Consider the following 24,379-nt stretch of genomic DNA (forward strand, 5'->3'; position numbering starts at 1 on the left):
TTCTGCACGTGCTCAAGAGGCGGCTCCTGGCGTGCTTTGGACGTCCCTGGCGTTGCCTGGGAAACCGTTTATGGCCACTTCCGCCGCTGGGCCAAGGCCGGTCTCTGGGATCAGGCCATGCAGCAGATGAAATGGCATGCAGGCAAGAACCTCGGCATGATTGACTCCACCCACATCAAGGTCCACCGCGACGGGGCCAACCCCGCCGGAGGCCAGGAACAACAGGCCATGAGCCGCACCAAGGGCGGACTCAACACGAAGCTGCATGCTGCGGTGGACGGGCGCTGCCAGCCTCAAGCCTTGATTTTGACGGCAGGCACGGAGGCTGATGTCTTGCATGCGCCAGCTTTGCTTGAATCTGTGGAGGGCAGGCGGGTGCTCATGGACAAGGCTTATGACAGCGATGGGTAGCGCGAGCTCATCGCAAGCAAAGGTATGAAAGCCTGCATTCCGCCGCGCAGCAACCGGGTGGCCCCTGCGGCTTACGACAAGGCGCTTTACAAGAAAAGGAACTGCGTGGAGAACTTCTTTGAGAAGATCAAAAGGATGCGGCGCATCGCCACGCGCTACGACACAACCGATGTCTCCTTCATGGCCTTTGTCCTCCTTGGCATCTGCACTCTATCTCTCAGAAACCAATTTTAAAACACGCCCTAGCCACCCAAGCTCCTTCGTCAAATGTCTTTATGAGGTGCTTCGCGTGACGCTTACTTTCGAACTACAGCTCTCGATATAACAACCCAAATATGGGTATTCGATTGATGATTTTTTGCAATCTTATCAGCTCGGGTATCTCCCGTGATGTGTAACCTGCATCTTCAAGTGCATCGGAGATTATCTGGAACGGCAACTTCCATTCCGACAAGAAATCAACTTTTGACATTTGAATTTCAGGTAACAAATTTAGCTGATTTTCAGCACCTCCGATAACTGCCTCAAAATCTGAATGAATCTCAATTATTACCTGATTCCAAGTCATTTGCCATTTGGCATTAAAAGTGTTAGAGGGCCAATGTATAATCATTTCTCCCGTGTGAGAATCCATCAATGATTCGCATAGGTCCATCGCGTCGTCAATGAGACAGCTTAGATCATACTTGTAACTCAAAGGTATTGGAATGGAACCCCAAATCATGAAAGCATACTCCGTTTGCAGCGGGAAAACAGTCTCTATCGCGTCTGCTATGGTTGCGTCAGATTTGTCAATTCCCTTTTTATTAATCGGCTTACTGGCTTGTATCCAAAAGTTCATATAGTTAGGGCCTGGGATGACCATGAAATGTACCGGATCCATTATTGCAAACCCATATTCTCGTAGCTAGCTACTGTCTCACCACTTGTCAAGTGGACAACACTTGTACTTCCAGCAGGAAGAAAAGATGCCAGGCATATATTTAGAGCGGAATGTTATTGCGCCAGATTCTTGGAGCGAGTCCGTTGACAATGATGAATGATTACCACAACTGGAGCAGGATACCTGGGGTTATGGCCCTCTCAAATAGTGAATGCTGAAGTGGTTGTTCCGCCGGTAATGATTTTGTGTATTGGAGCCTTAGTTGTATTATTTCTAATTTTTTTAGAATTGCTTTTTCGGCGGATAAAATTAAAAAAGGATGAGGCATGAATGTGCTTGGCGCTGGCAATGTGGCATCTCTTGGCATGGCAGCGTGGGTGGTAAGCAGTTAAGATACCATCCGTTCTTCATTCAATACTCAGATTGAATTATGAAAATGATAATTTTGTTTATAGTGGTTTTTCTATCTGGATGTCGAGTAGATATGAAGGAAAGTCAAGTGTCCCTCCATCTGGCAGGTGTCGCTTTAAGTCACGGCAAATTGGAATACACTCTCAAGAATTGCTCGGGGAATTTTGTTGCCTTTCCTGCTTGGAAATCCCCACTCCTAGCTACGACAGAAGGAATTCTGTACATGGATATTTTGAGCGTGCAATCAAAAGAAGCATCGGTTAAATCTCTCTACACTGGCCTTTGGGTTAGTCATTTGAATTTAACTAAAAGCATGGTTACCGTGCTTGAACCATATTCTGTGCAGAAAGGTAGAGTTGATGTAAATAAAAATTATGAAATGAAAGCGGGTATCCATCAAATTCAATGGATTTTGTCTGGGAAGGATTTGCCTGTCGCTTGTTTTGACTCGAAGGAAAAAGTGGAGCGTTGGTTGAATAAAGTTAGTGAAAATACTAAATTTAGTCATATCGCCACTATCTCCAGCGACAGCATTCAATATCGCAACGAGTAATAGCGAACTCTTCTCCCTCCGCCGCCTGCGACACCATGCTGTGGGGTGATGTTCCTCAGGAGTGAATGGCACCCATGAGGTAGCGCCATGGGATCATTCACTGTGATGACCTCCATCAACTTGACCAAACAGCGTCCAGCTTTCGTGGCTCTGATAGACTCGCATCACCAGGGGAGTAACCATGACGAGGAAGGCGTAGCCCCGATCTCAAACCCCTCTTCATTCTAAAAACCCGCGATATCATCCGTTCCAGCTTCGTATGTGCTGCATGACTGTTCGCCTGGCTGCCTTGTCCCTGTGCTTCCTCACTGCCTCCGCAGTGGCCGTGGAGACTCAGGTGACCTTCCGCGAAGCACCCCACAAGTATCTCGACCACACCCCGCAGGATCGCTTTGCCGCAGTGCAAAAGCAGATCGAAAAAGGCGAGGTCAAGTTGGATACATCAAGCGACAAGGCTTTCCTGGCCAGCATTCTCAAGGCCCTGGACATTCCCGTTTCCTCCCAGCTTCTCGTCTTTTCCGCCAGCTCATTGCAGAGTGAGATCATCAATCCCAGCAATCCTCGCGCACTCTACTTCAATGAGGATACCTACATCGGTTATGTGCCGGGCGGCAAAGTGGAAGTGATCGCCATGGACCCAGAGATGGGTGCCATGTTTTACATCTTTGAACGGCTGCGGCCGGGCGGGGGAGTACCACCGATGACGCGGTCAGACAAATGCTTCAACTGCCATGCGGGCAATGCCACCCGACGGGTTCCCGGCCTCATTGCGGAATCCCTTTTGCCCATGCTCAGCGGAGCCAGTCTGGAGACTTATCGCCGGGATGAGCAGGGGCATCAAATCCCCCTGGAGAAGCGATTCGGCGGCTGGCATCTGACGGGTAAACATCACCTGAAAGATAACCTCGCCAACCTGATGGGCCGCACCAGTTCATCGCGCGGTTTTGAAAAGACACCGGTGGAGCCGGGCCAGATGTCCGACCTGAATCTGCACCTGATCCCCACCAGCGACATCCTGCCGCATCTGGTGCATGAGCATCAGCTCGGGTTTGAAAACCGTGTCTTCCATGCCGCCTACGTGATGCGCCAGCTCCTGGCAGAAGGCCGTGGCAGCCTGCCCCTGGCGGCTAAGCCTGAGATGGAAACGCTGGCGGATGAATTGGCCCGTTACATCCTCTTTGCCGATGAGGCGAAACTGCCTACCGAGGGTATAGAAGGAGATGCTGAATTCATCCGTGAATTTCAGCGTAACAAAAAGTCTGTCAAAGCGGGGGCGTCTCTGAAGGATTTTGATCTGAAGAACCGCATCTTCAAATACCGGTGCAGTTACATGATCTATACTGACTCCTGGCAGAAACTGCCCGCCATGCTCCGCGAGCGGGTTTACTTCAAAATGGCTGAGGGGCTTCGTGAGCAGAATGCCAACCCCGCTTATGCCCATCTGCCCCCGGATGAGCGGCGGGCCATACGCACGATCTTGAAAGAAACCCTGCCCGGCCTGCCCACTTGGTGGCGCTGAGGTGACAATTCTGTGCACGATTCAACGTTTCGACTCGTAATGAAGACCAACCAACGCTGCCGGGAATAAAAAATCCGGTTCTGCGTCTGATATCTGTCCGCACCACAGTCCTTCACGGAAAAGGTGCGAACCACCAAACCGACAAACCAAACCAAACGAACATCATGAAGAAACTGCTCGCACTCGCCCTCTCCCTCGTCGCCGCATCCGCCATGGCTGCCGAGTATCCGGACATCAGCATCTCCGACCTCAAGACCGCCATCTCTGAGAAGAAGGTGACCGTCATCGACGTCAACGGTTCTGACTCCTACGCTGAAGGCCGCGTGCCGACCGCCATCGACTTTGAAGCCAAGGGCGGCGAACTGGAAAAAGTCCTTCCTGCTGACAAGAACGCCCTCGTCGTGGCCTATTGCGGCGGCCCTAGCTGCAACGCCTACAAGGCTGCTGCCAAGAAGGCCACTGAGCTGGGCTACACCAACGTCAAGCACCTTTCCGCAGGCAAGTCCGGCTGGAAGAAAGCTGGCGAAGAACTCGAGAAGTAATTCTCTGACCTGATTCACGCCGGGATGCTGGACAAACCCGCATCCCGGCGTTTTTAATACCCACCACCGTCCCAAGTCCCGCCCTTCATGAAAAAGATCCTCCTCGCCCTCTCGCTCCTCGTTTCCGCCGCACTCCCCGCCGCTGATGAAACCAAGCCTGTGACCTATGAAGGGCAGATCACCGGCGTGGTCTGCGCCTCCTGCAAGGCCCACATCACCGCCGCCCTCACCCAAAAGCTGACCGATGTCGTCAGCGTGGACGTGAAAGCCGGAGATACCCCGGATACCCAGAAGCTGATCGTCGTTGCCAACAACAGCGACATCACCAAGGAGACTGCAACCGAGGCCCTGGGCACCTATGCCAAAAACTACCAGATCCTTTCTCTGGCGAAAAAGTAACACACCTCCCAGCCTCTTCTCCTAAAAGGACCGCTATTCCAAGCGGTCCTTTTTGTTAGGTGCTCCCGGAGCTGATAAAACGCGGGATTCAGAGGGGATAAAGAGCACCCTGCCTTTCGATAAATGGCCTTTGGAGGAGGGTTTACGGGCAATAACAAAGCGAAATCGCGGCGGAATAGCCACCTTCTGCCGTAGATTCTCGGCCTGGGCTTGACGTCTGCCCTGGCCCCATTTAAGCGAGCAACATGAGAATCCTCATTACCGGCGGCGCGGGTTTCCTTGGCTCCCATCTTTGCGAACGGCTCCTGAACGAGGGCCACGATGTCCTGTGCATGGACAACTTTTTTACCGGGAGAAAAGCCAACATCGCCCACCTGCTCCCGAATCCAAACTTCGAGCTGTTCCGGCATGATGTGATCGATCCTTTCAAGGCCGAAGTGGACCGCATTTATAACCTGGCCTGTCCCGCCTCTCCGCCGCATTACCAGTACAATGCCATCAAGACCATCAAGACCTCCGTCATGGGCGCCATCAATGTCCTGGGTCTGGCCAAGCGCACCCGTGCCCGTGTCTTCCAGGCCTCCACTTCTGAAGTCTATGGCGACCCTGAGGTGCATCCGCAGCCAGAGACCTACTGGGGCCATGTGAACCCCATCGGCATCCGCTCCTGCTATGATGAAGGCAAGCGTGTGGCTGAAACTTTGTTCTTTGATTACCATCGCCAAAACGGCGTGGACATCCGCGTAGTGCGCATCTTCAACACCTATGGCCCGCGCATGCTGCCGGATGACGGCCGTGTGGTGTCCAACTTCATCGTGCAGGCCCTGCGCGGTCAGAACATCACCATCTATGGCGATGGCAGCCAGACCCGCAGCTTCTGTTATGTGGATGACCTCATCGAAGGCTTTGTCCGCCTCATGGAGACCCCCGGCATCACCGGCCCGATCAACATCGGAAACCCCGGCGAATTCACGATGCTTCAGCTTGCCGAGCAGGTGCTGAAAAAGATCGGTGGCCCGTCCAAGATCACCTTCCACCCCCTGCCTTCGGATGATCCTAAGCAGCGCCGCCCTGACATCACCCTGGCGAAAACCCACCTCGGCTGGGAGCCGAAGGTGCCGCTGGAGGAAGGTCTGGACCGCACCATCGCATACTTTAAAACGGTGGTGGCTGTCTGATTTCCTTTCCGCTTTTTTGCCCCCTCTGAACTTCCGGGAAAACGCCGTCATCCATCTCCTGCCATGAATATTTGCTGCATTGGTGCTGGTTACGTTGGCGGTCCCACCATGGCCATGATCGCTGCCAAGTGCCCGGATATCCGGGTGGAGGTGGTGGATCTGAATGAGGCACGCATTGCCGCCTGGAATTCGGACGATCTGCCCATTTATGAACCCGGCCTGGATGAAATCGTCCGCCAGTCGCGTGGGCGGAATCTCTTTTTTAGCACGGGCGTTAATGAGGCTATCCGGGCTGCGGACATCATCTTCGTCAGTGTGAATACCCCCACCAAAACCTTCGGTATGGGGGCCGATAAAGCAGCGGACCTGCGGTATGTGGAGGCCGTGGCCCGTACCATCGCTGAGGTGGTGGACGAACCAAAAATCATCGTCGAAAAAAGCACCATCCCGGTAAAAACGGCGGAGGCCATCCTCAGCATCCTGGCTTCCAATGGCAAGGGGCTCAAGCATCAGGTCCTCTCCAATCCTGAATTCCTTGCCGAAGGCACCGCCGTCGCAGATCTCACCGCCCCGGACCGTATCCTCATTGGTGGGGAGACGACCCCGGAAGGCCAGATTGCCATTGAGACCCTGGTCAGCGTTTATGCCCATTGGGTGCCACGCGAGCGCATCTTGACGACGAACCTGTGGTCCTCGGAGCTTTCCAAGCTCGTCGCCAATGCCTTCCTGGCCCAGCGCATCTCCTCCATCAATAGCATCTCCGCCTTGTGTGAGGCCACCGGGGCCGATGTGGATGAGGTGGCACGCGCCATCGGGACGGATTCGCGCATCGGGCCTAAGTTCCTCAAGTCCTCCGTAGGATTTGGCGGTTCCTGCTTTCAAAAGGATGTGCTGAACCTCGTTTATCTCTGCGGTCACTTCGGCCTGCCGGATGTCGCGGCCTACTGGGATCATGTGATCCGGATGAATGACTGGCAGAAACGCCGTTTCTCCGAGCGCATCGTGCGTACCCTTTTCAATACGGTCACGGGCAAGCGCATCGCTGTGCTCGGTTTCGCCTTCAAAAAGGACACCGACGACACCCGTGAATCCGCCGCCATCTATGTCTGCAAAGACCTGCTGGAGGAGCGTGCGAACCTGGCCATCCATGATCCCAAGGTCAAACCTGCCCAGATGCGCAGCGACCTCTCCCTGGCCGAGGGGGACTCCCGTGTCACCTTTGCCGCCACGGCTGAAGAAGCCGCCGCCGATGCCCATGCCCTGCTGGTGCTGACGGAATGGGAATGTTTCAAGGATCTGGACTTTGAAAAGATCTACCAAAAGATGCTCAAGCCCGCCTGGATCTTTGATGGCCGCAACCTCCTCGACCGACCCAAGCTTGAAGCCATCGGCTTCAAGGTCTATAGCATCGGCAAGCCTCTGAATCGCAGTTGAGGCACGGGTATTGCTCTGCGTGCTCTCCGTATAGTTCTTTGTTCTCTCGCTCTCCCTTACCTTATGCCCACCGCACTCATCACTGGCATCACCGGCCAAGACGGTTCCTACCTCGCAGAACAGCTCCTCGCCAAGGGGTATACGGTCCACGGCATGATCCGGCGGGCATCGAACTTCAATACCCAGCGTATTGAGCACTTGTTCAATGACCCTGAAATCTATAACCAGAAGCTCTTTCTGCATCATGGGGACCTCACGGATTCCAGTAACCTGAACCGGCTTCTGGAAAAGACCTCGCCTAACGAGATCTATAACCTGGCGGCACAGAGCCATGTGAAGGTTTCTTTTGAAGTGCCGGAGTATACGGCGGAGGTGGATGGCCTGGGCACGCTGCGGTTTCTGGATGCGATCAAGGAAGTGGGGCTGGAGAAACGGGCGCGCTTTTACCAGGCCTCCACCAGTGAGCTTTATGGCTTGGTGCAAGAGGTGCCGCAGACGGAAAAGACCCCGTTTTACCCGCGCTCCCCCTATGGTGTGGCTAAGCTCTATGGGTACTGGATTGTCGTGAACTATCGCGAATCCTATGGCCTGCACGCTAGCAATGGCGTCCTCTTTAACCATGAGTCCCCGCGTCGTGGGGAGACTTTTGTGACGCGTAAGATCACCCGGGCTGCTGGGCGTATTCGTGAGGGGTTGCAGACGGATGTCTCCCTGGGGAATCTGAGTGCCCAGCGTGACTGGGGGTATGCGCCGGAGTATACGGAAATGATGTGGCGCATGCTGCAAAAGGAGGAGCCGGGGGACTACGTATGCGCCACCCATGAAACGCATACGGTGCGGAAATTCTGTGAGCATGCCTTTGCGGCAGTGGATATGCCGCTGACCTTTGAGGGCGAAGGTGAGGATGAAGTGGGTCGGGATGAAAAGGGCATCGTGCGGGTGAAGGTGAACCGCGATTATTACCGTCCGGCGGAGGTGGAACTCCTCATCGGAAATCCTGAAAAGGCCCGGCGTGAGCTTGGTTGGTCACCGAAGGTGACGTTTGAGGAACTGGTCACGATCATGGCGGCGGCGGATTGGTCCCTGGCGAAGAAAGAAAAGGCTCTCATGGTTTAAGTCCGGTATTCTCTCTCCTCCTTCTTCCCTAGATCCCCCATTCCATGTCGCTTTTGGATTCCCGCATCTATGTCGCCGGTCACCGGGGGATGGTCGGTGGTGCTTTGGTCCGCAGTATACGTGAGCGGGGCGGGCGGGACATCCTCACGGCCACTCATGCGGAGCTGGATCTGTGCCGCCAGGGCCAGGTGGAAAGCTGGTTCAGTGAGCATCAGCCGGATACGGTCATCCTGGCTGCGGCTAAGGTGGGCGGCATCCATGCGAACAACACGTATCCGGCAGAGTTCATTTACGATAACTTGATGATGTCGGCGAACGTCATTCATGCGGCTTATACCTCCGGGGTGAAGCGCCTGCTGTTCCTGGGCAGTTCCTGCATCTATCCCCGGCTGGCCCCGCAGCCGATGCCGGAGGATAGCCTGCTGACTGGGCCGCTGGAAACGACGAATGAGGCCTATGCCCTGGCCAAGATCGCGGGGCTGAAGCTGTGCCAGCATTACCGGCATCAGTATGGGGTGATGTTCCACTCGGCCATGCCGACGAATCTTTATGGCCCGGGGGATAACTACCACCCGGAGAATTCCCACGTGATCCCGGGTCTGCTGCGTCGCTTTCATGATGCCAAGCTGGCGGGGCTGGAGGCGGTGACGGTCTGGGGTACGGGCACGCCGCTGCGGGAGTTTCTGCATGTGGATGATCTGGCGGAAGCCTGCCTGCATCTGCTGGAGCTGGAGACTCCACCGGACTGGGTGAATGTGGGCAGTGGTCAGGAATGCAGCATTGGAGAGCTGGCGCAGACGGTGAAGGAGGTGGTGGGCTTTGAGGGCGCGCTGAAGTTCGACCCCACCCAACCTGACGGTACCCCGCGTAAGCTGCTGGACTCTCACCTGATCCAAAGCCTGGGCTGGAAGCCGCGGGTGAGCCTGAAGGAAGGACTTCAGGCTGCCTATGCGGACTTTCAAAGCTCCCTGCCACGGTCCGTTTGATTCCGTCGGCTGGTTTCATGGTTGGATGGTATTTATCATTCGTGCAGTGGCTTGAGTGCCGGATGGGGATGGGGAAAGAAACGCGTTTTTCCCCATGTGGGGATTTTAGGGGCTAAGGTCCTGGTTTTGAATGAGTTGCGCATGGGGATGGTTCCCCATGTGGGGAAAACCGTGGGGATTTGGGGATTTTCGGGGAGATTTTTTGGACAGGATTCCATGATTTTCAGAATTCACAGGATGGCTGGGATGGGGTTTTAGATTGGGGGAAATGGATGGGAATGAGGCGTGGGAATGGGATGTGGCCCCACACGGACGCACTCTGCGGATACTGTGCCGTCGCCAGCGCTGGGGGAGATTTTTTGGACAGGATTCCATGATTTTCAGAATTCACAGGATGGCTGGGATGGGTTCTGGTTTGGGGGAAAAAGGATGGGGATGAGGCGTGGGAATGGGATGTGGCCCACCCGGACGCAGTGTGCGGATACTATGCCGTCGCCAGCGCTGACGTCGCAAGCGGCTGCACTCCCGACTTGGGCTAAGTGGGGGTATTGGTTTTGGGGTGGCCTTGAGAAGGTTAAATTGCATTCTGCCAGCAACGCTCTTGCCCTAATGATCAGGAGCGGCTTTTATAGGTGAAATTCAGTACTCTCATTTCTCCCGAATGCCCCGCGTCGCCAAAGCCAAGTCCGCCCCCAAGGAATCCTCTTCTTCCAACATTGGTTTGGAGGCCAAGCTGTGGCTCACGGCTGACAAGCTATAAGATGAGCGATTCCCAATGCGACACATAGCCGCATGAATTCAGATAATTGGCTGCGGTGCTGAATGCATCTTGAAGATAATTGAAGGCCACACGAATGACCGTTCTGCTGGATTACCAAAAGGAGAACTTCCAAATACTACTTGCTGAATGAACGCCGTTGAAATTGAAGAAGCCATTTCAAAGCTGGCCGAAGAAGCGTTCGATGCGGAGGGTTTCCCATATGCTTTTCTTGAGGCTTTTGGCAACAAGGCCACCACGATTCAGCGGCTGAAAAGCGGGAGCACGAACCAGTCGGATCTTCCTGGCGGGGTGCTTCAGCGCAGCAATATCCATATCCAGGTCTGCAAGGAGGGAGAAGTGCCTGCTGCCCTGGCGGAATTGCGGGAAAGTTCGGCTACGGCCAAGCACAAGGCGAAGTTCATTCTGGCCACGGATGGGAAGACATTCGAGGCGGAAAACCTGGGGGATGGTGGCACGGTGGTGTGTGATTACCCGGATTTTCACAACCACTTTGGATTTTTCCTGCCTCTGGCGGGCATCACCACGGTTAAGCAAATCAGTGAAAACGCCTTCGACATCAAGGCCACCGGGCGTCTGAACCGTCTCTACATTGAGTTGCTGAAGGACAACCCCGACTGGGCCACCGAAGCCCGGCGGGAAGACCTGAACCACTTCATGGCCCGGCTGATCTTCTGCTTCTTTGCCGAGGATACGGACATCTTCCACAATGTGGGCCTGTTCACCGCGACCATTGAGCAGATGAGCGCGCGGGATTCATCGAATACCCATGAAGTCATTTCAGAGATGTTCCGGGCCATGAACACCCCGGTGCGTCATGAGGGGACGCTGGATAACCGTTATCGTGAGGCTGCAGGTATCCGCCCTTGGGCGAACGGATTCCCGTATGTGAATGGCGGGCTGTTTTCGGAAAGTGTCGAAGTGCCGCGTTTCAGCAAGATTGCCCGTTCCTATCTCCTGCATGTGGGCGGGCTGGACTGGACCAAGATCAATCCGGACATCTTCGGCTCCATGATCCAGGCGGTGGCAGATGATGAAGAACGTGGTGCCCTGGGCATGCACTACACCAGTGTGCCCAACATCCTCAAAGTGCTGAACCCGCTGTTTCTGGATGACCTCCGTGCCAGGCTGCAGGAGGCCGGAGACAATGCCCGCAAACTGCTGAATCTGCGTCAGCGCATGGCCCGCATCCGCGTTTTTGATCCGGCTTGTGGTTCGGGTAATTTTCTCGTCATCGCCTACAAGGAGATGCGCAAGATCGAGGCCGAGATCAACATGCGCCGTGGCGAGGCGGATATCCGTTCCGTCATCCCGCTCACTAACTTTCGGGGCATTGAAATCCGGCACTTCTCCTGCGAGATCGCCCGGCTGGCCCTCATCATTGCCGAATACCAGTGCAACGTGCTTTACCGGGGCCAGCAACTTGCCCTCGCTGAATTTCTGCCGCTCGAAGCGGCCAACTGGATTACGTGTGGCAATGCTTTGCGCATTGACTGGTTAAGTGTCTGCCCTCCAACAGAGAAGGGTGTAAAAAATCGCAGCGAGGATTTGATCGAGACGCTCTTGAATCAGGCTGAGATTGATTTCGAAAACGAAGGTGGGGAGACATATATTTGTGGGAACCCCCCATATCTGGGTTCGACTTGGCAAACCGATGGACAAAAATCAGAACTGAAAGCCATCTTTGCCGCGCGCACGAAAAACTGGAAATCGCTGGATTACGTCGCTGGCTGGTTCATCAAAGCTGCCGATTATGGCACTCACACCAGGTCGTCCGCTGCTTTTGTGTCAACCAATTCCATCTGCCAAGGCGCACAGGTACCAATTCTTTGGCCACTGATTTTTGCCAGCGGCCACCAGATTAGTTTCGCACACACCTCGTTCAAGTGGGCTAATCTCGCCAGCCACAACGCGGGCGTTACGGTGACTATCGTTGCCATCAGCAATCACCCTAACAAATGGCGGCGCCTTTTTTCTGTAGCCGATGACGACTCAACAATCGAAAAGCAAATCGAGTTCATCAATGCCTATCTCGTGCCAGGACAGGATGTGATTGTCTCACCATTGTCCAAGCCCGCAGATGAGCGGGGTTTGATGGAGTGGGGGAACAAGCCGACGGACGGCGGCAACCTTTTTCTGACACCTGATGAACGCGATGCTGTTGTGAGTGAATCACCGAAAGCGACGCGATTCATCAAGCGATTTCTGGGCGCTCAGGAGTTTATTCGAGGTGAGCAACGCTATTGCCTTTGGATTGAGGATGCAGAGCGCGCCGAGGCCGAAGCAATTCCCGAGCTTAAGCGGCGGATCACTGAGGTCGCCAAAATGCGAGCAGAAAGCAAGGCTGCGGAAACCAGACCAGCAGCAGCTTTTCCACATCGTTTTCGTCAAATCCAGTCGATCGCCGGGATCTATTCCCTAGTCGTGGCCCGGGTTAGTTCGGAAAACCGCGAATACCTGCCAATCGGATTGGAGGACAACCTAACTATCATCGGTGACCGAAATTTTGCCCTCTATGACGCCCCACTCTGGAACATGGCTCTCATCGCTTCCCGGCTTCATTGGGTCTGGATTGGTACAGTTTGCGTGCGGCTGGAAATGCGCTTTTCCTACTCCAACACCCTGGGCTGGAACACCTTTCCTGTTCCCACGCTAACCGAGCAAAACAAAGCCGACCTGACGCGCTGCGCGGAGGACATTCTGCTGGCCCGTGAGGCGCATTTCCCGGCGACGATTGCCGATCTTTATGATCCTGAGACCATGCCCGCCGATTTGCGGGCTGCGCATGAGCGCAACGATGAGACGCTGGAGCGCATTTACATTGGCCGCCGGTTCAAGAATGACACGGAAAGGCTGGAGAAGCTGTTTGAGCTTTATACCCAGATGACCGCTGCGGAAAAGAAGGCTCCGCAAAAAGCCGAGACAAGGAGGAAAAGGCATGAAGCAAAAAACTAACGGTCTTACAGAGCCGCCAGATGATTATGCCGGCTGGCTTGTGGAACTGAAGGCGCGTATTCACACGGCCCGGCAGCGTGCCACCCTGGCGGTGAACCGGGAACTGGTGCTGCTCTATTGGCAGATAGGCCGGGATATCCTGGCCCGACAGGCAGCTCAGGGCTGGGGTGCAAAGGTGATTGAAAGATTGGCGCATGACCTGCGCACCGCCTTCCCGGAGATGAAGGGTTTTTCCCGGGCAAACCTGATGTACATGCGGGCTTTTGCCGAGGCCTGGCCGGAGGGGAAATTTGTGCAGCAGCCTGTTGCACAATTGGGGAAAGAAGCAATTGTCCAACAGGCTGTTGGACAAATTGAACCGTGGGAAATTGTGCACCAAGCTGGTGCACAATTTGAAGTGGACGGAATCCTGCAAGCCCCCCTTGCACAATTGCCTTGGGGCCATCACTGCGTCCTTCTCGACAAGCTCAAGACCCGTGATGACCGGTATTGGTATTTGAGAAACGCCATTGAGCACAACTGGTCGCGCAACATCCTGGTGATGCAAATCGAATCCCGCCTGCTGGAACGCAGCGGCGCGGCTGTGACCAACTTTAACCTCACCCTGCCAAAGCCGCAGTCCGATCTGGCACGGGAATCCCTCAAGGATCCGTATCGCTTCGACTTTCTGGGGCTGACCGAAGAAGCGCAGGAACGGGAGATCGAAAATGCACTGGTTAAACACGTCACCGATTTCCTGCTGGAACTTGGGGCGGGCTTTGCTTTCGTCGGTCGGCAGGTGCTGCTGGATGTGGGGGGGGAGGAGTTCTTTATGGATCTACTCTTCTACCACCTGAAGCTGCGCTGTTATGTGGTGATTGAGCTGAAGGCCGGAAAGTTCAAGCCTGAGCATCTGGGGCAATTGAGTTTTTATCTGACGGCGGTGGATGCCCAGGTAAAGCACCCCCAGGACGCCCCGACCATCGGCCTGCTGCTGTGCAAGAGCAAAAACAAGGTGGTGGCCGAATACGCCCTGCGCGACAAGGCGCAGCCGTTGGGCGTGGCCGAATACCAACTGGTGGAATCCCTGCCGCCTGAACTCCAAACCAGTCTGCCGAGCATTGAGCAGATCGAAAGTGAACTGGCGGGTGATGACTTGCCAGATGAGGAGGAAAAAGGATGAGCGACCTGATTCTCTATACATCGGATCTTGATTTGGCCAAGTGTGTTCTCCAAGGAGTGAGGCAATCTTGGCCTCACGCTGAGGGCGGGACGCCCTCACTCCTTGTGCCGCTGTCTAGTGCCGGGTTAGAGTAAAACCTGATTTTTGTTCTCACATCGTCCTATGAGCAGTCCCAACCCGATTCCCTCTGTCTCCGTCACCTACGCCACGGATGGCAGTTCCACGCAGGCCAACTCGCTGGGCATGAGGCCCATGCAGGAGCAGGCCTACCAAAAGCGGGGAGAGCAGTACCTGCTTATCAAATCTCCTCCGGCCTCCGGGAAGAGCCGGGCGCTGATGTTCATCGCGCTGGACAAACTGGTGAACCAAAAGCTGAAGCAGGCCATTGTGGTGGTACCGGAGCGCTCCATCGGAGCCAGCTTCCAAAACGAACCGCTGAGCAAGTCTGGTTTTTTTGCCGACTGGAAAGTGGAAGGGAAGTGGAACCTGTGTGATGCGGCAGGTTCTGAAAATGGGAGCAAGGTGGAGGCGGTGAGAAAGTTTCTGGACAGCGAGGACAAGGTGCTGGTCTGCACTCACGCGACTTTCCGTTTCGCCATGGAAAAACTGGGTGCGGAAGCCTTTGATGAACGCCTGATCGCTGTGGACGAATTTCACCATATTTCGGCCAATCCAGACAATCGGTTAGGCGAACACGTGCGCCAACTCATGGCCCGTGACAAGACGCACCTCGTGGCCATGACCGGCTCCTACTTCCGGGGGGATGCGGAGGCGGTCCTGCACCCGGATGATGAATCCAAGTTTGATACGGTCACTTACACTTATTATCAGCAGCTCAATGGCTACCAGTACCTGAAGCAGCTCGATATTGGTTATTTCTTCTACAGCGGCAGTTATGTGGACGACATCACGAAGGTGCTGGACTCCGATCTCAAGACCATCCTGCACATCCCTCATGTGGCCTCCCGTGAAAGCACGAGGCGGGGAAAAGACACGGAGGTCAGCGAGATACTCGGAACGCTGGGGACTTGGAAAGGGAAGGACCCGGTGACGGGGTTTGATCTGGTGGAACGCGCGGATGGACGCCTCCTCAAAATAGCTGATTTGGTGGATGATGGCCCCGACCGGCATGCCAAAGTGCTAGCGGCGCTCAAAGATCCGTCCCAAAAGAACAACCGGGATCACGTGGATATCATCATCGCGCTGGGGATGGCCAAGGAGGGCTTCGACTGGATCTGGTGCGAGCACGCGCTGACGGTGGGCTACCGCTCCAGCCTGACGGAGATCATTCAAATCATCGGCCGGGCCACGCGTGATGCGCCGGGCAAGACGCGGGCGCGTTTCACCAATCTCATCGCCGAGCCGGATGCGAGCGAACAGGCAGTGACGGAGGCGGTGAATGACACGCTGAAGGCCATCGCTGCGAGCCTGCTCATGGAGCAGGTGCTGGCCCCCCGCTTCGAGTTCAAACCGAAGAACCCGAACAATGCCCCGACGCCAGGGTATGATTACGGTCCGGGAGGCTACGACCCTGAAAAGACGAACGTGGGTTACAATCCGACGACGGGACAAATCCAACTGGAGATCAAAGGCCTGGCAGAGCCTAAGAGCAAGGAAGCCGAGCGTATCTGCCGGGAAGATCTGAATGAACTGGTGGCGGCTTTTGTGCAGGACAAACCCTCGCTGGAAAAAGGTTTGTTTGCCGGTGAGGAATTGGTGCCGGAGGAACTGACCCAGGTGCGTATGGGCAAGATCATCCAGGAGAAGTTTCCCAATCTGGATACCGAGGATCGGGAAGCGGTGCGGCAGCATGCCATCGCCGCGCTCAACTTTGTTCAGCAGGCCAAGAAGGTACTGAACGATGGGGATGGTGCCAGCGGCAGCGGCAAGGGCCTGGGCGGTGAGGAAAGCAAAAACACGGCGCTCATTGATGGGGTGCGGAAATTTGTAAATGTGCGGGAACTGGACATTGACCTGATTGACCGGATCAACCCCTTTGGTGAGGCCTATGCCATTCTGGCCAAATCCATGAGCGAGGAGCGGCTGAAGATGGTGGCGGAAGTCATTGCTGCCAAACGCACCGCGCTGACGCCGGATGAGGCCAGGGAGCTGGCGGTGCGGGCAGTGCGGTTCAAGAAAGAACGGGGGCGTCTGCCATCCGTCACCGCACAAGATCCATGGGAAAAACGTATGGCCGAAGGTGCGGCGGCCTTCGTTCGTTTTAAAGATGAAGGACGATATGAGTGAGATTGATCTGGATGAACTGAGGTCCGAGCTGGACGACTTTGCGCTGCCTGAAAAGGCGGGCGGAAGTTCGGCGCGGGAACAGCGGATCATTGCGGGGTTCGAGGAGATCGAGCGATTTGTCGAGCAGCACGGCAGGCGGCCTGAGCATGGCGAGGACCGGGACATCTTTGAGCGGCTGTATGCCGTGCGATTGGAGCGGCTGCGTGCATCCCAGGAATGCCGGGAAGTGCTGAAAGGCCGTGACTCCCGTGGTCTGCTGAGAAGTGCGCATGCCCATGGAACGGAAACTGGCGGGGTCCAGGAAGAGGTGGCTGAATATCGTGTGGGTGCCGCTGTGGAGGCGGTGCCTTCCGATGATGAACTGCTGAATGCGCTACGCGGAGAGGATGTCCCCGGACATGACCTGACCCAGCTCAGGCATGTGCGGTCCCGCGAGGAAATCCGCGCAGCAGAAGAAGTGGCGCAGAGAAATCCATGCAACGATTTCGATGTGTTCCGACCGATCTTCGAGGTGGTTCAGCATGAGCTGGCGACAGGAAAACGGCAGACCCTGAAATACAAGGACAATGCCGACGTGAAGAATGGGGACCTCTTCATCCTAGACGGCCAGAAGGTGATCGTGGCGGATATGGGAGAACCGTTTGTCAGTGACTACGGGCGGCCCGACCGCAGGCTGAGAGTGATCTATGACAACGGCACCGAAAGTGACCTGCTGGTGCGCTCGCTCCAACGGGCCTTGAACAAGGACAAGGCCAGCCGCCGAATTACGGAGCCGGATTTAGGCCCGCTTTTTTCAGATGAAGAGGCGGAGGGTGATCTTTCCGCCGGTGTGATTTATGTGCTTCGTAGCCTGTCAGAGAATTCCTTTATCGCCAAAAACCGGTCTGTGATTCATAAAATTGGAGTCACGGGAGGAGATGTCGGGAAACGGATCGTCAACGCCAAAAAGGATCCGACGTACTTGCTGGCGGATGTGGAAGTGGTGGAGCTGTTCAAGCTAGTGCACATCAACCGCAAACTGTTAGAGGCTATGATTCACAAATTCTTTGCGAGTGCCCGCCTGGATATGGAACTGAAGGACCGGTTTGGCGGACAGGTGGAGCCGAGGGAGTGGTTTTTGGTGCCCCTGCCAGTGATTGAGGAGGCCATTCAAAAACTCCGGGAGGGCAGTATTGGAAATTACCGATATGATCCTGCAACGGCGCAGATTGTGGAGGTATGAGGACGGTGCTGAGGCAGGCGGAGCTGTTGTGTACGGAGTGGGTGTGAGGGCCTTTGATCACATCGCGGATCCACTTTTTCATGGAGGTTTTTGTGAGCTGAAGCTCTTGAGGACTTCGGCTGAGCGGCTTTTGAGATTTGATTGTGCTGCGGGGAATGGGGGAGGGATGCGGAAGGGGGCGTCCGCGCTCCGGTGGATTTGATGCGGACGAGGGCGTCCGCGCTCCGGTGGGATTTGATGCGGACGGGGGCGTCCGCGCTCCGGTGGGATTTGATGCGGACGAGGGCGTCCGCGCTCCGGAGGATTGATGCGGACGGGGGCGTCCGCGCTCCGGTGGGATTTGATGCGGACGGGGGCGTCCACGCTCCGGTGGATTTGATGCGGACGGGGGCGTCCGCGCTCCGGTGGATTTGATGCGGACGGGGGCGTCCGCGCTCCGGTTTTGAAGTGGCGGCTTTGCCGCGAGGGGTTTTGGACGCGGGCAGGATCCCGCAGTCGCGGGACAGGGTGTCTGCGGTACTTGGGGCGTTGGCGCTCCGGTGGGATGGGGGCGTTTGCGCTCGGGGGGCTGGGTGGTGACCACGTTCCTTTCAAGAGGGGGGCGGGGGCGGGCATTTTATAACCCAGAAATGTTAAATTATATTAACTATTGTATTTGATATTCAAATGCGGGAAAATTATCAAAATTCAGTTGATAAGGTGAGTTGTGCGCTTAGAAGTGCATTCATAAACGGTTATATTCTCAATTGTGAGAATCACAAGTGAATCCAAGTGTATGAAAGCTGCCTCCTCCCTCACCCTTTTCAGCATGGTGCTGATCGCGCTCTTTGTTGGAGCTAGTGCGTCCCCGGCGCAGACGTTGGATTTCCAGAATTACAACGCGATCATTTTCAATAACCTGAACACGACCTCGGACATCGAGGGGCGGACGTTTGTGGGGAATGATTTCACTGGCAGCAATTCAGCCAACCTCGGCAATCACCTGCCGAATGGTCTGGCCACAGGCGACCGCAGCTTTGTGGTGGGGAATAATCTGGTGAGCGGGAACCCGCTGAACCTTCAGCGCGGCAGCCTCTACATCGATGGCAGCACGAATGGCCGGATCATCAATTTTAATGGTGGTGGCTCGGTGGTGGTGGATCACGGCATTGATGCGCAGCTTTCCGCGATTAAGGACTATTCCATTTCCCAGTCCATGGCGCTGCAAAGCCTGGCTGCGGATAGCATCGTGACGCTGCCTTCTGGCGGGCAGCCGGGCCCGACGAAGTTCATGGCCACGGCGGGTGCGGATGGGGTGGCTGTTTTCCATGTGAATGCGGCGGACATTTTTTCCAACTCGCTAGGGCAGCAGTTTGAGCTGATCGCCGATGCGCAGACGACGAGTGTGGTGATCAATGTCAGCGGCACCTCGGTGAACTGGACGAATGGCAACATGGTGGGCCAGTTTACCAGCAACTACTGGCAGGGAAATGTGATGTGGAACTTCTATGAGGCGACCACCATTAACCTGAATTCCTTCAACTTTAATGGGGCTATCCTGGCTCCTGAGGCGTCCATCACCACGCGTGGCAATATTGACGGTCTGGTGGTGGCCAATAATCTGACGACGAGTGCTGAGGTGCACCTGCCGGATAGCAATAGCGCGACGCCATACGCCTTTGATGGATACACGGCTCCAGTGCCTGAACCGGGTGGTGCGATCTTCCTGGTGGCGGCTGCCGGGGTGATCTTGATCACGCGTAATCGCCGCCTGTGGGTGTGATAAAAATGGGCTTGACGGATGTAAGTGTGCACTTACATCTCTGGTGTGCCACCTGTATCCGCCAACTCCCGACTGCCGAGCGATGAACGCCGGGGCCGTATCCTGGATGCTGCGCTGAAGGTCTTTGCCGAGCGCGGTTTTCATGGGGCGACGACACGGGAACTGGCGCGCGCGGCGGGAGTGTCCGAGGCGCTGATGTTCCGGCATTTCCCCACGAAGGAAGATCTGTATCTGGCGCTGCAATCCCACTGCTGCCAGGCGAAGGCCGGGGAAAAGGCGGAGATGCTGGGGCGGCTGGATGACTCCACCGCCTCCTTGGTGATGCTGGTGCATTACATGATGGCCAAAATGCTGCGTCCGGTGCATGCGGTGCCGGAGGAGGAGCAGGCTCTGCACCGCCTGCTGGCGAACAGCCTGATCGAGGATGGCAAGTTCGCCCGAGGTTTCATGGAGAGGGTGGGCCGCGAATTTGTGGTCAAACTGGAGGCCTGCCTCGCGGCTGCGGTCCGGGCTGGGGACGCCGTGGTTTCTCCAGTGAAGGCAGGTGTGGGCGGCTGGTTTGTACAGCACTTCGCCGCCATGCTGATGCTCAATGAAATGCCGGGGGAGCCCGTGGTGGTGCTGGATGCTGAGCGCGCCTCGCAGGTGGAGCAGGCGGTGTGGTTCGCGCTGCTGGGCCTGGGCCTCAAGCCGGAGTCGATCCAGGCTCTTTATCACCCCCAAGCCTATGCTCTGCTGATGAGCTGAGATTTTAAATAACGCCTGTCTTTTTGTTAATTGACTCAATAAGTAAGCACTCACTCCTATGGACTCCCTGAAACCCGATTCATCCTCGCCACGTAAACGTCGTGGTCTTCCCTGGTTCCCCATCGTGACGGTGGTGATCGCGGCTGGGGCTGTCTTTTATGTGCGCTCACTGCCGGAGTTTGAGCGGAATTTGAAGGGCTGGCTGAGTGTGGGGATTCCCGTGCTGGCTGCTCTTTTTATCCTGATATGGTTTCTGCTGACGCCGCGCTTCAGCGGTCGGGCGCGTTTGACCGGGCTGGTATTGATTCTGGTGGCGGGCTTTGGATTGTCGCAGGCGGTGACCGTGGATGGTACGGTGGATGGGACTGGACTGCCAAATCTGGTGTGGAAAGGATCCGTATCGGGGAGAAGGGTGGAAAAGATCACGCCGACATTGGCAACGGAGACGGCACCAGTGAGTGCTGATCCGCGGTTGGCAGAGGCAGCGGATGTGACGCAGTTTTTTGGTCCGAATCGCGATGGTGTCATCACCGGTGCGGGGCTGGCGCGGGATTGGAAAACGAATCCACCCAAGGAGTTGTGGCGGCAGCCGATTGGCCTGGGATGGTCCGCCTATGCGGTGGCGCAAGGGCGGGCTTATACGCAGGAGCAGCGGGAGGAGGAGGAGCTGGTGACCTGCTATGATCTATTCACGGGGAAGCTCATCTGGGCCCATGCGGATAAGACGCGCTTTTCCCAATGGCAGAGCGGTGATGGTCCCCATGCGACTCCGACGTTGCATGAAGGTCGCCTTTATACCTATGGCGGCACGGGCCTGCTGAACTGCCTGGAGGCTAACACGGGCAAGCTGGTGTGGCAGCGCTCCGTGCTGGAGGAAAACAAACTGGCTAACAATGAGTGGGGTACGAGTGCCTCGCCATTGATCGTGGATGACAAGGTCGTCATCACAGGCGGCGGCACGCCTGGGCCAGTCCTGTATGCGTATCATCGGGAGACCGGGGAGCCGGTGTGGAAAGCGGGAGATGACCAGGCGAGCTATGCCTCCCCCATCCTGGCGACGCTGGTGGGAAAGCGCGTCATCCTCAGCAACAATGCGCGTGCCTTCACTGCGTATGATCCTGCGACAGGTGCGGTCCTGCTGGACCATGCCTGGGGCGGGGGTAACTGGCCCAAGGCTTCGCAACCGGTGCTGCTGAGTGAAGACCGCGTCTTCCTTTCCGCTGGCTATGGCATGGGCTGCCAGATGCTGGAGATCAAAGCGGGTGCTGGGGACGCGCTGACGGCCACCGTTTTATGGACGGGGCTGAAAATGAAGACGCAGTTTAATAGCGCCACGGTCCGTGAAGGCCATGCCTATGGTCTGGATGACGGACGCCTGGCCTGCCTGGATCTGGCCACCGGGGAGCGCCTGTGGAAAGAGGGCCGCTTTGCCTCTGGCCAGACGCTGCTGGTGGATGACCTCATTTTGATCCAGAGTGAAAGCGGCCCCGTGCATCTGGCGGCGGCGAAGCCTGAGGCCTTTGAGGAGCTGGGGAAAATCCAGGCGCTGAGCAGCAAGACCTGGAATCACCCCACCCTGGCCGGGCGCTACCTGCTGGTGCGCAATGACCGGGAGGCGGTGTGCTATGAACTGCCCCTGGCGGCTGAATGATTGCCGCTACGGCCTAACGGGATGATTTGATAAAAAGCCACGTCCTTACGCTCACACTCCCGTGCATCGACGTATAGTATCCACTGTCATGAAACGCTTCTCTTTCCTTCTTTCTCTCTGCCTCATGCCGCTGCTCACTTTTGGAGCGGATGCGGTGAAACATGTGGATGCTGAAAAAGCCGCCAAGCTGGTGGCCGAAGGCAAGGTCACGGTCCTGGATGTGCGCACGGCGGATGAGTATCAAGAAGGCCACATCAAAGGCGCGAAAAACGTGGATATCATGGAAAAGGATTTCGCCAAAAAGCTGGAGTCCATGGATAAATCAAAGCCTGTCCTGGTGCATTGTCAGGCGGGTGGACGCAGCACGCGCTCCCTGCCCACCCTGGAAAAGCTGGGCTTCACGGAAATCTATCATCTGGATGGCGGCCTGGGAGGCTGGGTGAAAGAGGGCAAGCCGGTGGAGAAGTGAGACGCGACTTGTGAAGTCCAGTGGCGAGTAAGCGAAGGCGCTGATTTCAAAAAAGGTTGTCCCCAGCAGCAGTCTGGGGGAGTCTGACGGTCCTATGAACCGCCGCCATTTTCTCACCACGTCCCTTGCCGCTGTGCTGGCTCCCATCGCTGCCCAGGAGGGGCGGGTACCGCGCATCATTCTGCGCTCCTCCTGGCAGACGGTGAACATTGGCGACATCGCCCACACCCCGGGGGTACTGGCGCTTCTTGAAAAACATCTGCCGCATGTGGAGGTGCGCCTGTGGCCCAGCAAGGTGGACAACGGGGTGGATGAGATGCTAATGAAGCGCTTTCCCAAGCTGATCATTCTGAAGAAAGAGGATCTGAAGCAGGCCTTTGAAGAATGTGATTTCCTGCTGCATGGCTCCGGTCCGTCCCTCGTCGCCCAAAATGATGTGGTGAAGTGGAGCAAGGCCACAGGCAAACCGTATGGGGTCTATGGCATCACCGTTTCAGCGCAGTCCTCCACCGTTTCCAATGCCGGTGCGCCGACTACGATCGAGGTGCTCAACGGTGCCAAATTCGCCTTTTTCCGCGACAGCGTCTCGCTGGAAGGCGTGAAGGCGAATGGTTGCACCTGCCCCATCATGGAGTTTGGCCCGGACGGCGCCTTTGCCACGGATCTGCGGGATGATGAAAAGGCACTCGCTTTCCTCAAGGAGCATAACCTGGAAGAGGGCAAGTTTCTCTGCTGCATCGGTCGCATGCGCAACACGCCGTATTGGAAGATGAAGCCCGGCCACAAATTTGACGAGGCCAAGCACAAACGCAACGAAGCCATGAAGGAGCACGATCTGGCCCCTCTGCGTCAGGCCATTATCGAAGTGGTGAAGCAAACGGACATGAAGGTCCTGCTATGCCCCGAAGACTCCAGCCAGATGGAGATCAACAAAGAGAACTTTTATGACAAGCTGCCGGAAGACGTGAAGGCGAAGGTGGTCTGGAAATCCACTTACTGGCTCACCGGTGAAGCCCTGAGTACGTATGTGCGCAGCGCGGGGCTCTTTGGCGCGGAAATGCACAGCCCCATCATGTGCATCGGCAATGGCATCCCCGCCATCGTCTGCCGCTGGACGGAGCAAACGAGCAAGGGCCTCATGTGGCGCGACATCGGCCTGGGTGAGTGGCTTTTCAATATGGATGAGGAGTCTGAAATCCCCGGCATCGTCCCCGCCGTGGTGGCCATGGCCAAGGACCCTGCTGCTGCCAAAGCCAAGGCGCTGAAGGGGCAGGCCGTGGTGCATGAGCGGCAGCGGCTGACGATGGAAATCGTGGGCAAGAGTGCTCAGGCTGCTGTGGGCTGATCTCAGTAGCGCAGCGTCATTCGGGAGTGGGAATTGTTGAGTTCCGGCTTTCCGAGTGGCTGCGATGGTAAGTGTGCTGGAGTGCGTAGCGAGGGGCAAGGCATCAGTCCTTGCCTCCGTTGCGCGGTAAGCCTAAAACGGGAATTGGAAGGATCCTTCTCATATGCGAAGCCGCCCGAGAGGAGCGCGAAGACCCTCTCCGCCAGCCTTTCGCCTCGCGCCCTTGGCTCCCGGAGGGAGCGGGGACATTAGATATGGTCAGAGCAAGGCCGAAGTGGAAGATTTTTTCAGGCTTCCAGTTTGGCGAAGTTTTTGACAAATGGCGTGTCGTGTTTGAGCACGCCAAAGGCGACCCGGATGATTTTGTGCATGATGGCTCCTAGGGCGCACATCTTCGGCTTGCCGCGCTCCACAAAGGCTTGGTAGCTGGCATGGAAGGCATTGGTGGCGCGTTTCACCGCTTGCAGCGCTGCCATGTAAAGCATCTTGCGCAGTATGGCGCTGCCCTCTTTGGTCATGTGCCCGCGCCGGTTCACACTCGTGCCTGACTGGCTCAAGGCAGGTGTCAGTCCGGCAAAGGCGGCCACCTCGCGAGCTCGGCCAAAGGCG

21 protein-coding genes are annotated in these 24,379 nt (G+C 56.3%); 19 read left to right on the forward strand and 2 right to left on the reverse strand.

Annotated elements, in window-relative coordinates; translation table 11 throughout:
* Both EI77_RS22900 and EI77_RS22905 read left to right on the forward strand, forming a co-directional pair.
* Window positions 1–411 (forward strand): transposase (locus tag EI77_RS22900; protein ID WP_208300460.1); only part of this gene is annotated, 411 nt, incomplete at its 5' end.
* 24 nt (window positions 412–435) lie between these two features.
* Window positions 436–645, forward strand: coding sequence for a transposase (locus EI77_RS22905; protein WP_133797647.1), 210 nt, complete (start codon window positions 436–438; stop codon window positions 643–645).
* Window positions 646–718: 73 nt separating this feature from the next.
* Here the strand turns inward: EI77_RS22905 and EI77_RS22910 are convergent, their stop codons facing one another.
* The gene (locus EI77_RS22910; RefSeq protein ID WP_133797648.1) at window positions 719–1,276 is read right to left on the reverse strand and encodes a hypothetical protein; all 558 of its coding nucleotides are present in this window, start codon (window positions 1,274–1,276) and stop codon (window positions 719–721) included.
* Window positions 1,277–1,778: 502 nt separating this feature from the next.
* On the opposite strand from EI77_RS22910, the gene EI77_RS22915 reads away from it, so the two are divergent.
* From EI77_RS22915 to EI77_RS22995, 17 genes are all read left to right on the forward strand, one after another.
* Window positions 1,779–2,258, forward strand: coding sequence for a hypothetical protein (locus EI77_RS22915; RefSeq protein WP_133797649.1), 480 nt, complete (start codon window positions 1,779–1,781; stop codon window positions 2,256–2,258).
* 268 nt (window positions 2,259–2,526) lie between these two features.
* Entirely contained in the window at window positions 2,527–3,777 is a 1,251-nt protein-coding gene (locus EI77_RS22920) for a hypothetical protein (protein ID WP_133797650.1), read from the forward strand.
* 164 nt (window positions 3,778–3,941) lie between these two features.
* Window positions 3,942–4,319, forward strand: coding sequence for a rhodanese-like domain-containing protein (locus EI77_RS22925; protein WP_133797651.1), 378 nt, complete (start codon window positions 3,942–3,944; stop codon window positions 4,317–4,319).
* A gap of 87 nt (window positions 4,320–4,406) precedes the next feature.
* Complete coding sequence (locus tag EI77_RS22930) at window positions 4,407–4,718, forward strand: hypothetical protein (protein ID WP_133797652.1); 312 nt, start codon at window positions 4,407–4,409, stop codon at window positions 4,716–4,718.
* Window positions 4,719–4,963: 245 nt separating this feature from the next.
* Complete coding sequence (locus tag EI77_RS22935) at window positions 4,964–5,896, forward strand: UDP-glucuronic acid decarboxylase family protein (protein ID WP_133797653.1); 933 nt, start codon at window positions 4,964–4,966, stop codon at window positions 5,894–5,896.
* Between the two features lie 63 nt (window positions 5,897–5,959).
* Window positions 5,960–7,330, forward strand: coding sequence for a UDP-glucose 6-dehydrogenase (locus tag EI77_RS22940; RefSeq protein WP_133797654.1), 1,371 nt, complete (start codon window positions 5,960–5,962; stop codon window positions 7,328–7,330).
* Window positions 7,331–7,393: 63 nt separating this feature from the next.
* Entirely contained in the window at window positions 7,394–8,446 is a 1,053-nt protein-coding gene (gmd, locus tag EI77_RS22945) for a GDP-mannose 4,6-dehydratase (protein WP_133797655.1), read from the forward strand.
* Between the two features lie 44 nt (window positions 8,447–8,490).
* The gene (locus tag EI77_RS22950; RefSeq protein WP_133797656.1) at window positions 8,491–9,432 is read left to right on the forward strand and encodes a GDP-L-fucose synthase family protein; all 942 of its coding nucleotides are present in this window, start codon (window positions 8,491–8,493) and stop codon (window positions 9,430–9,432) included.
* Between the two features lie 907 nt (window positions 9,433–10,339).
* Window positions 10,340–13,165: a class I SAM-dependent DNA methyltransferase gene (locus tag EI77_RS22955; RefSeq protein WP_133797657.1), complete on the forward strand. Its 2,826-nt coding sequence runs from the start codon at window positions 10,340–10,342 to the stop codon at window positions 13,163–13,165.
* Complete coding sequence (locus EI77_RS22960) at window positions 13,149–14,327, forward strand: PDDEXK nuclease domain-containing protein (RefSeq protein ID WP_133797658.1); 1,179 nt, start codon at window positions 13,149–13,151, stop codon at window positions 14,325–14,327. The genes EI77_RS22955 and EI77_RS22960 overlap by 17 nt, the downstream gene beginning before the upstream one ends.
* Window positions 14,328–14,489: 162 nt before the next feature.
* Window positions 14,490–16,574 (forward strand): DEAD/DEAH box helicase, encoded by a 2,085-nt coding sequence (locus tag EI77_RS22965; RefSeq protein WP_133797659.1) that lies wholly within the window; start codon window positions 14,490–14,492, stop codon window positions 16,572–16,574.
* The gene (locus EI77_RS22970; RefSeq protein ID WP_208300461.1) at window positions 16,567–17,796 is read left to right on the forward strand and encodes a GIY-YIG nuclease family protein; all 1,230 of its coding nucleotides are present in this window, start codon (window positions 16,567–16,569) and stop codon (window positions 17,794–17,796) included. The genes EI77_RS22965 and EI77_RS22970 overlap by 8 nt, the downstream gene beginning before the upstream one ends.
* A gap of 775 nt (window positions 17,797–18,571) precedes the next feature.
* Window positions 18,572–19,558 carry a choice-of-anchor A family protein gene (locus tag EI77_RS22975; protein ID WP_133797661.1) on the forward strand — a complete coding sequence of 329 codons (987 nt, stop codon included), beginning with the start codon at window positions 18,572–18,574 and terminating at the stop codon, window positions 19,556–19,558.
* Window positions 19,559–19,603: 45 nt separating this feature from the next.
* Window positions 19,604–20,305, forward strand: a complete 702-nt coding sequence (locus EI77_RS22980) for a TetR/AcrR family transcriptional regulator (RefSeq protein WP_166647466.1) — start codon at window positions 19,604–19,606, stop codon at window positions 20,303–20,305.
* Between the two features lie 58 nt (window positions 20,306–20,363).
* Entirely contained in the window at window positions 20,364–21,956 is a 1,593-nt protein-coding gene (locus tag EI77_RS22985) for a PQQ-binding-like beta-propeller repeat protein (RefSeq protein WP_133797663.1), read from the forward strand.
* Window positions 21,957–22,044: 88 nt separating this feature from the next.
* A complete protein-coding gene (locus EI77_RS22990; RefSeq protein ID WP_133797664.1) occupies window positions 22,045–22,425 on the forward strand; it encodes a rhodanese-like domain-containing protein in 381 nt (126 codons plus the stop codon).
* A 94-nt stretch (window positions 22,426–22,519) separates the two neighbouring features.
* Entirely contained in the window at window positions 22,520–23,770 is a 1,251-nt protein-coding gene (locus EI77_RS22995) for a polysaccharide pyruvyl transferase family protein (protein WP_133797665.1), read from the forward strand.
* Between the two features lie 287 nt (window positions 23,771–24,057).
* On the opposite strand, the gene EI77_RS23000 is transcribed toward EI77_RS22995, so the two are convergent.
* A partial coding sequence (locus EI77_RS23000; protein WP_133797356.1) for a transposase occupies window positions 24,058–24,379 on the reverse strand: 322 nt, incomplete at its 5' end.

Source organism: Prosthecobacter fusiformis (assembly GCF_004364345.1).
GTDB classification, from domain to species: Bacteria; Verrucomicrobiota; Verrucomicrobiia; order Verrucomicrobiales; family Verrucomicrobiaceae; genus Prosthecobacter; species Prosthecobacter fusiformis.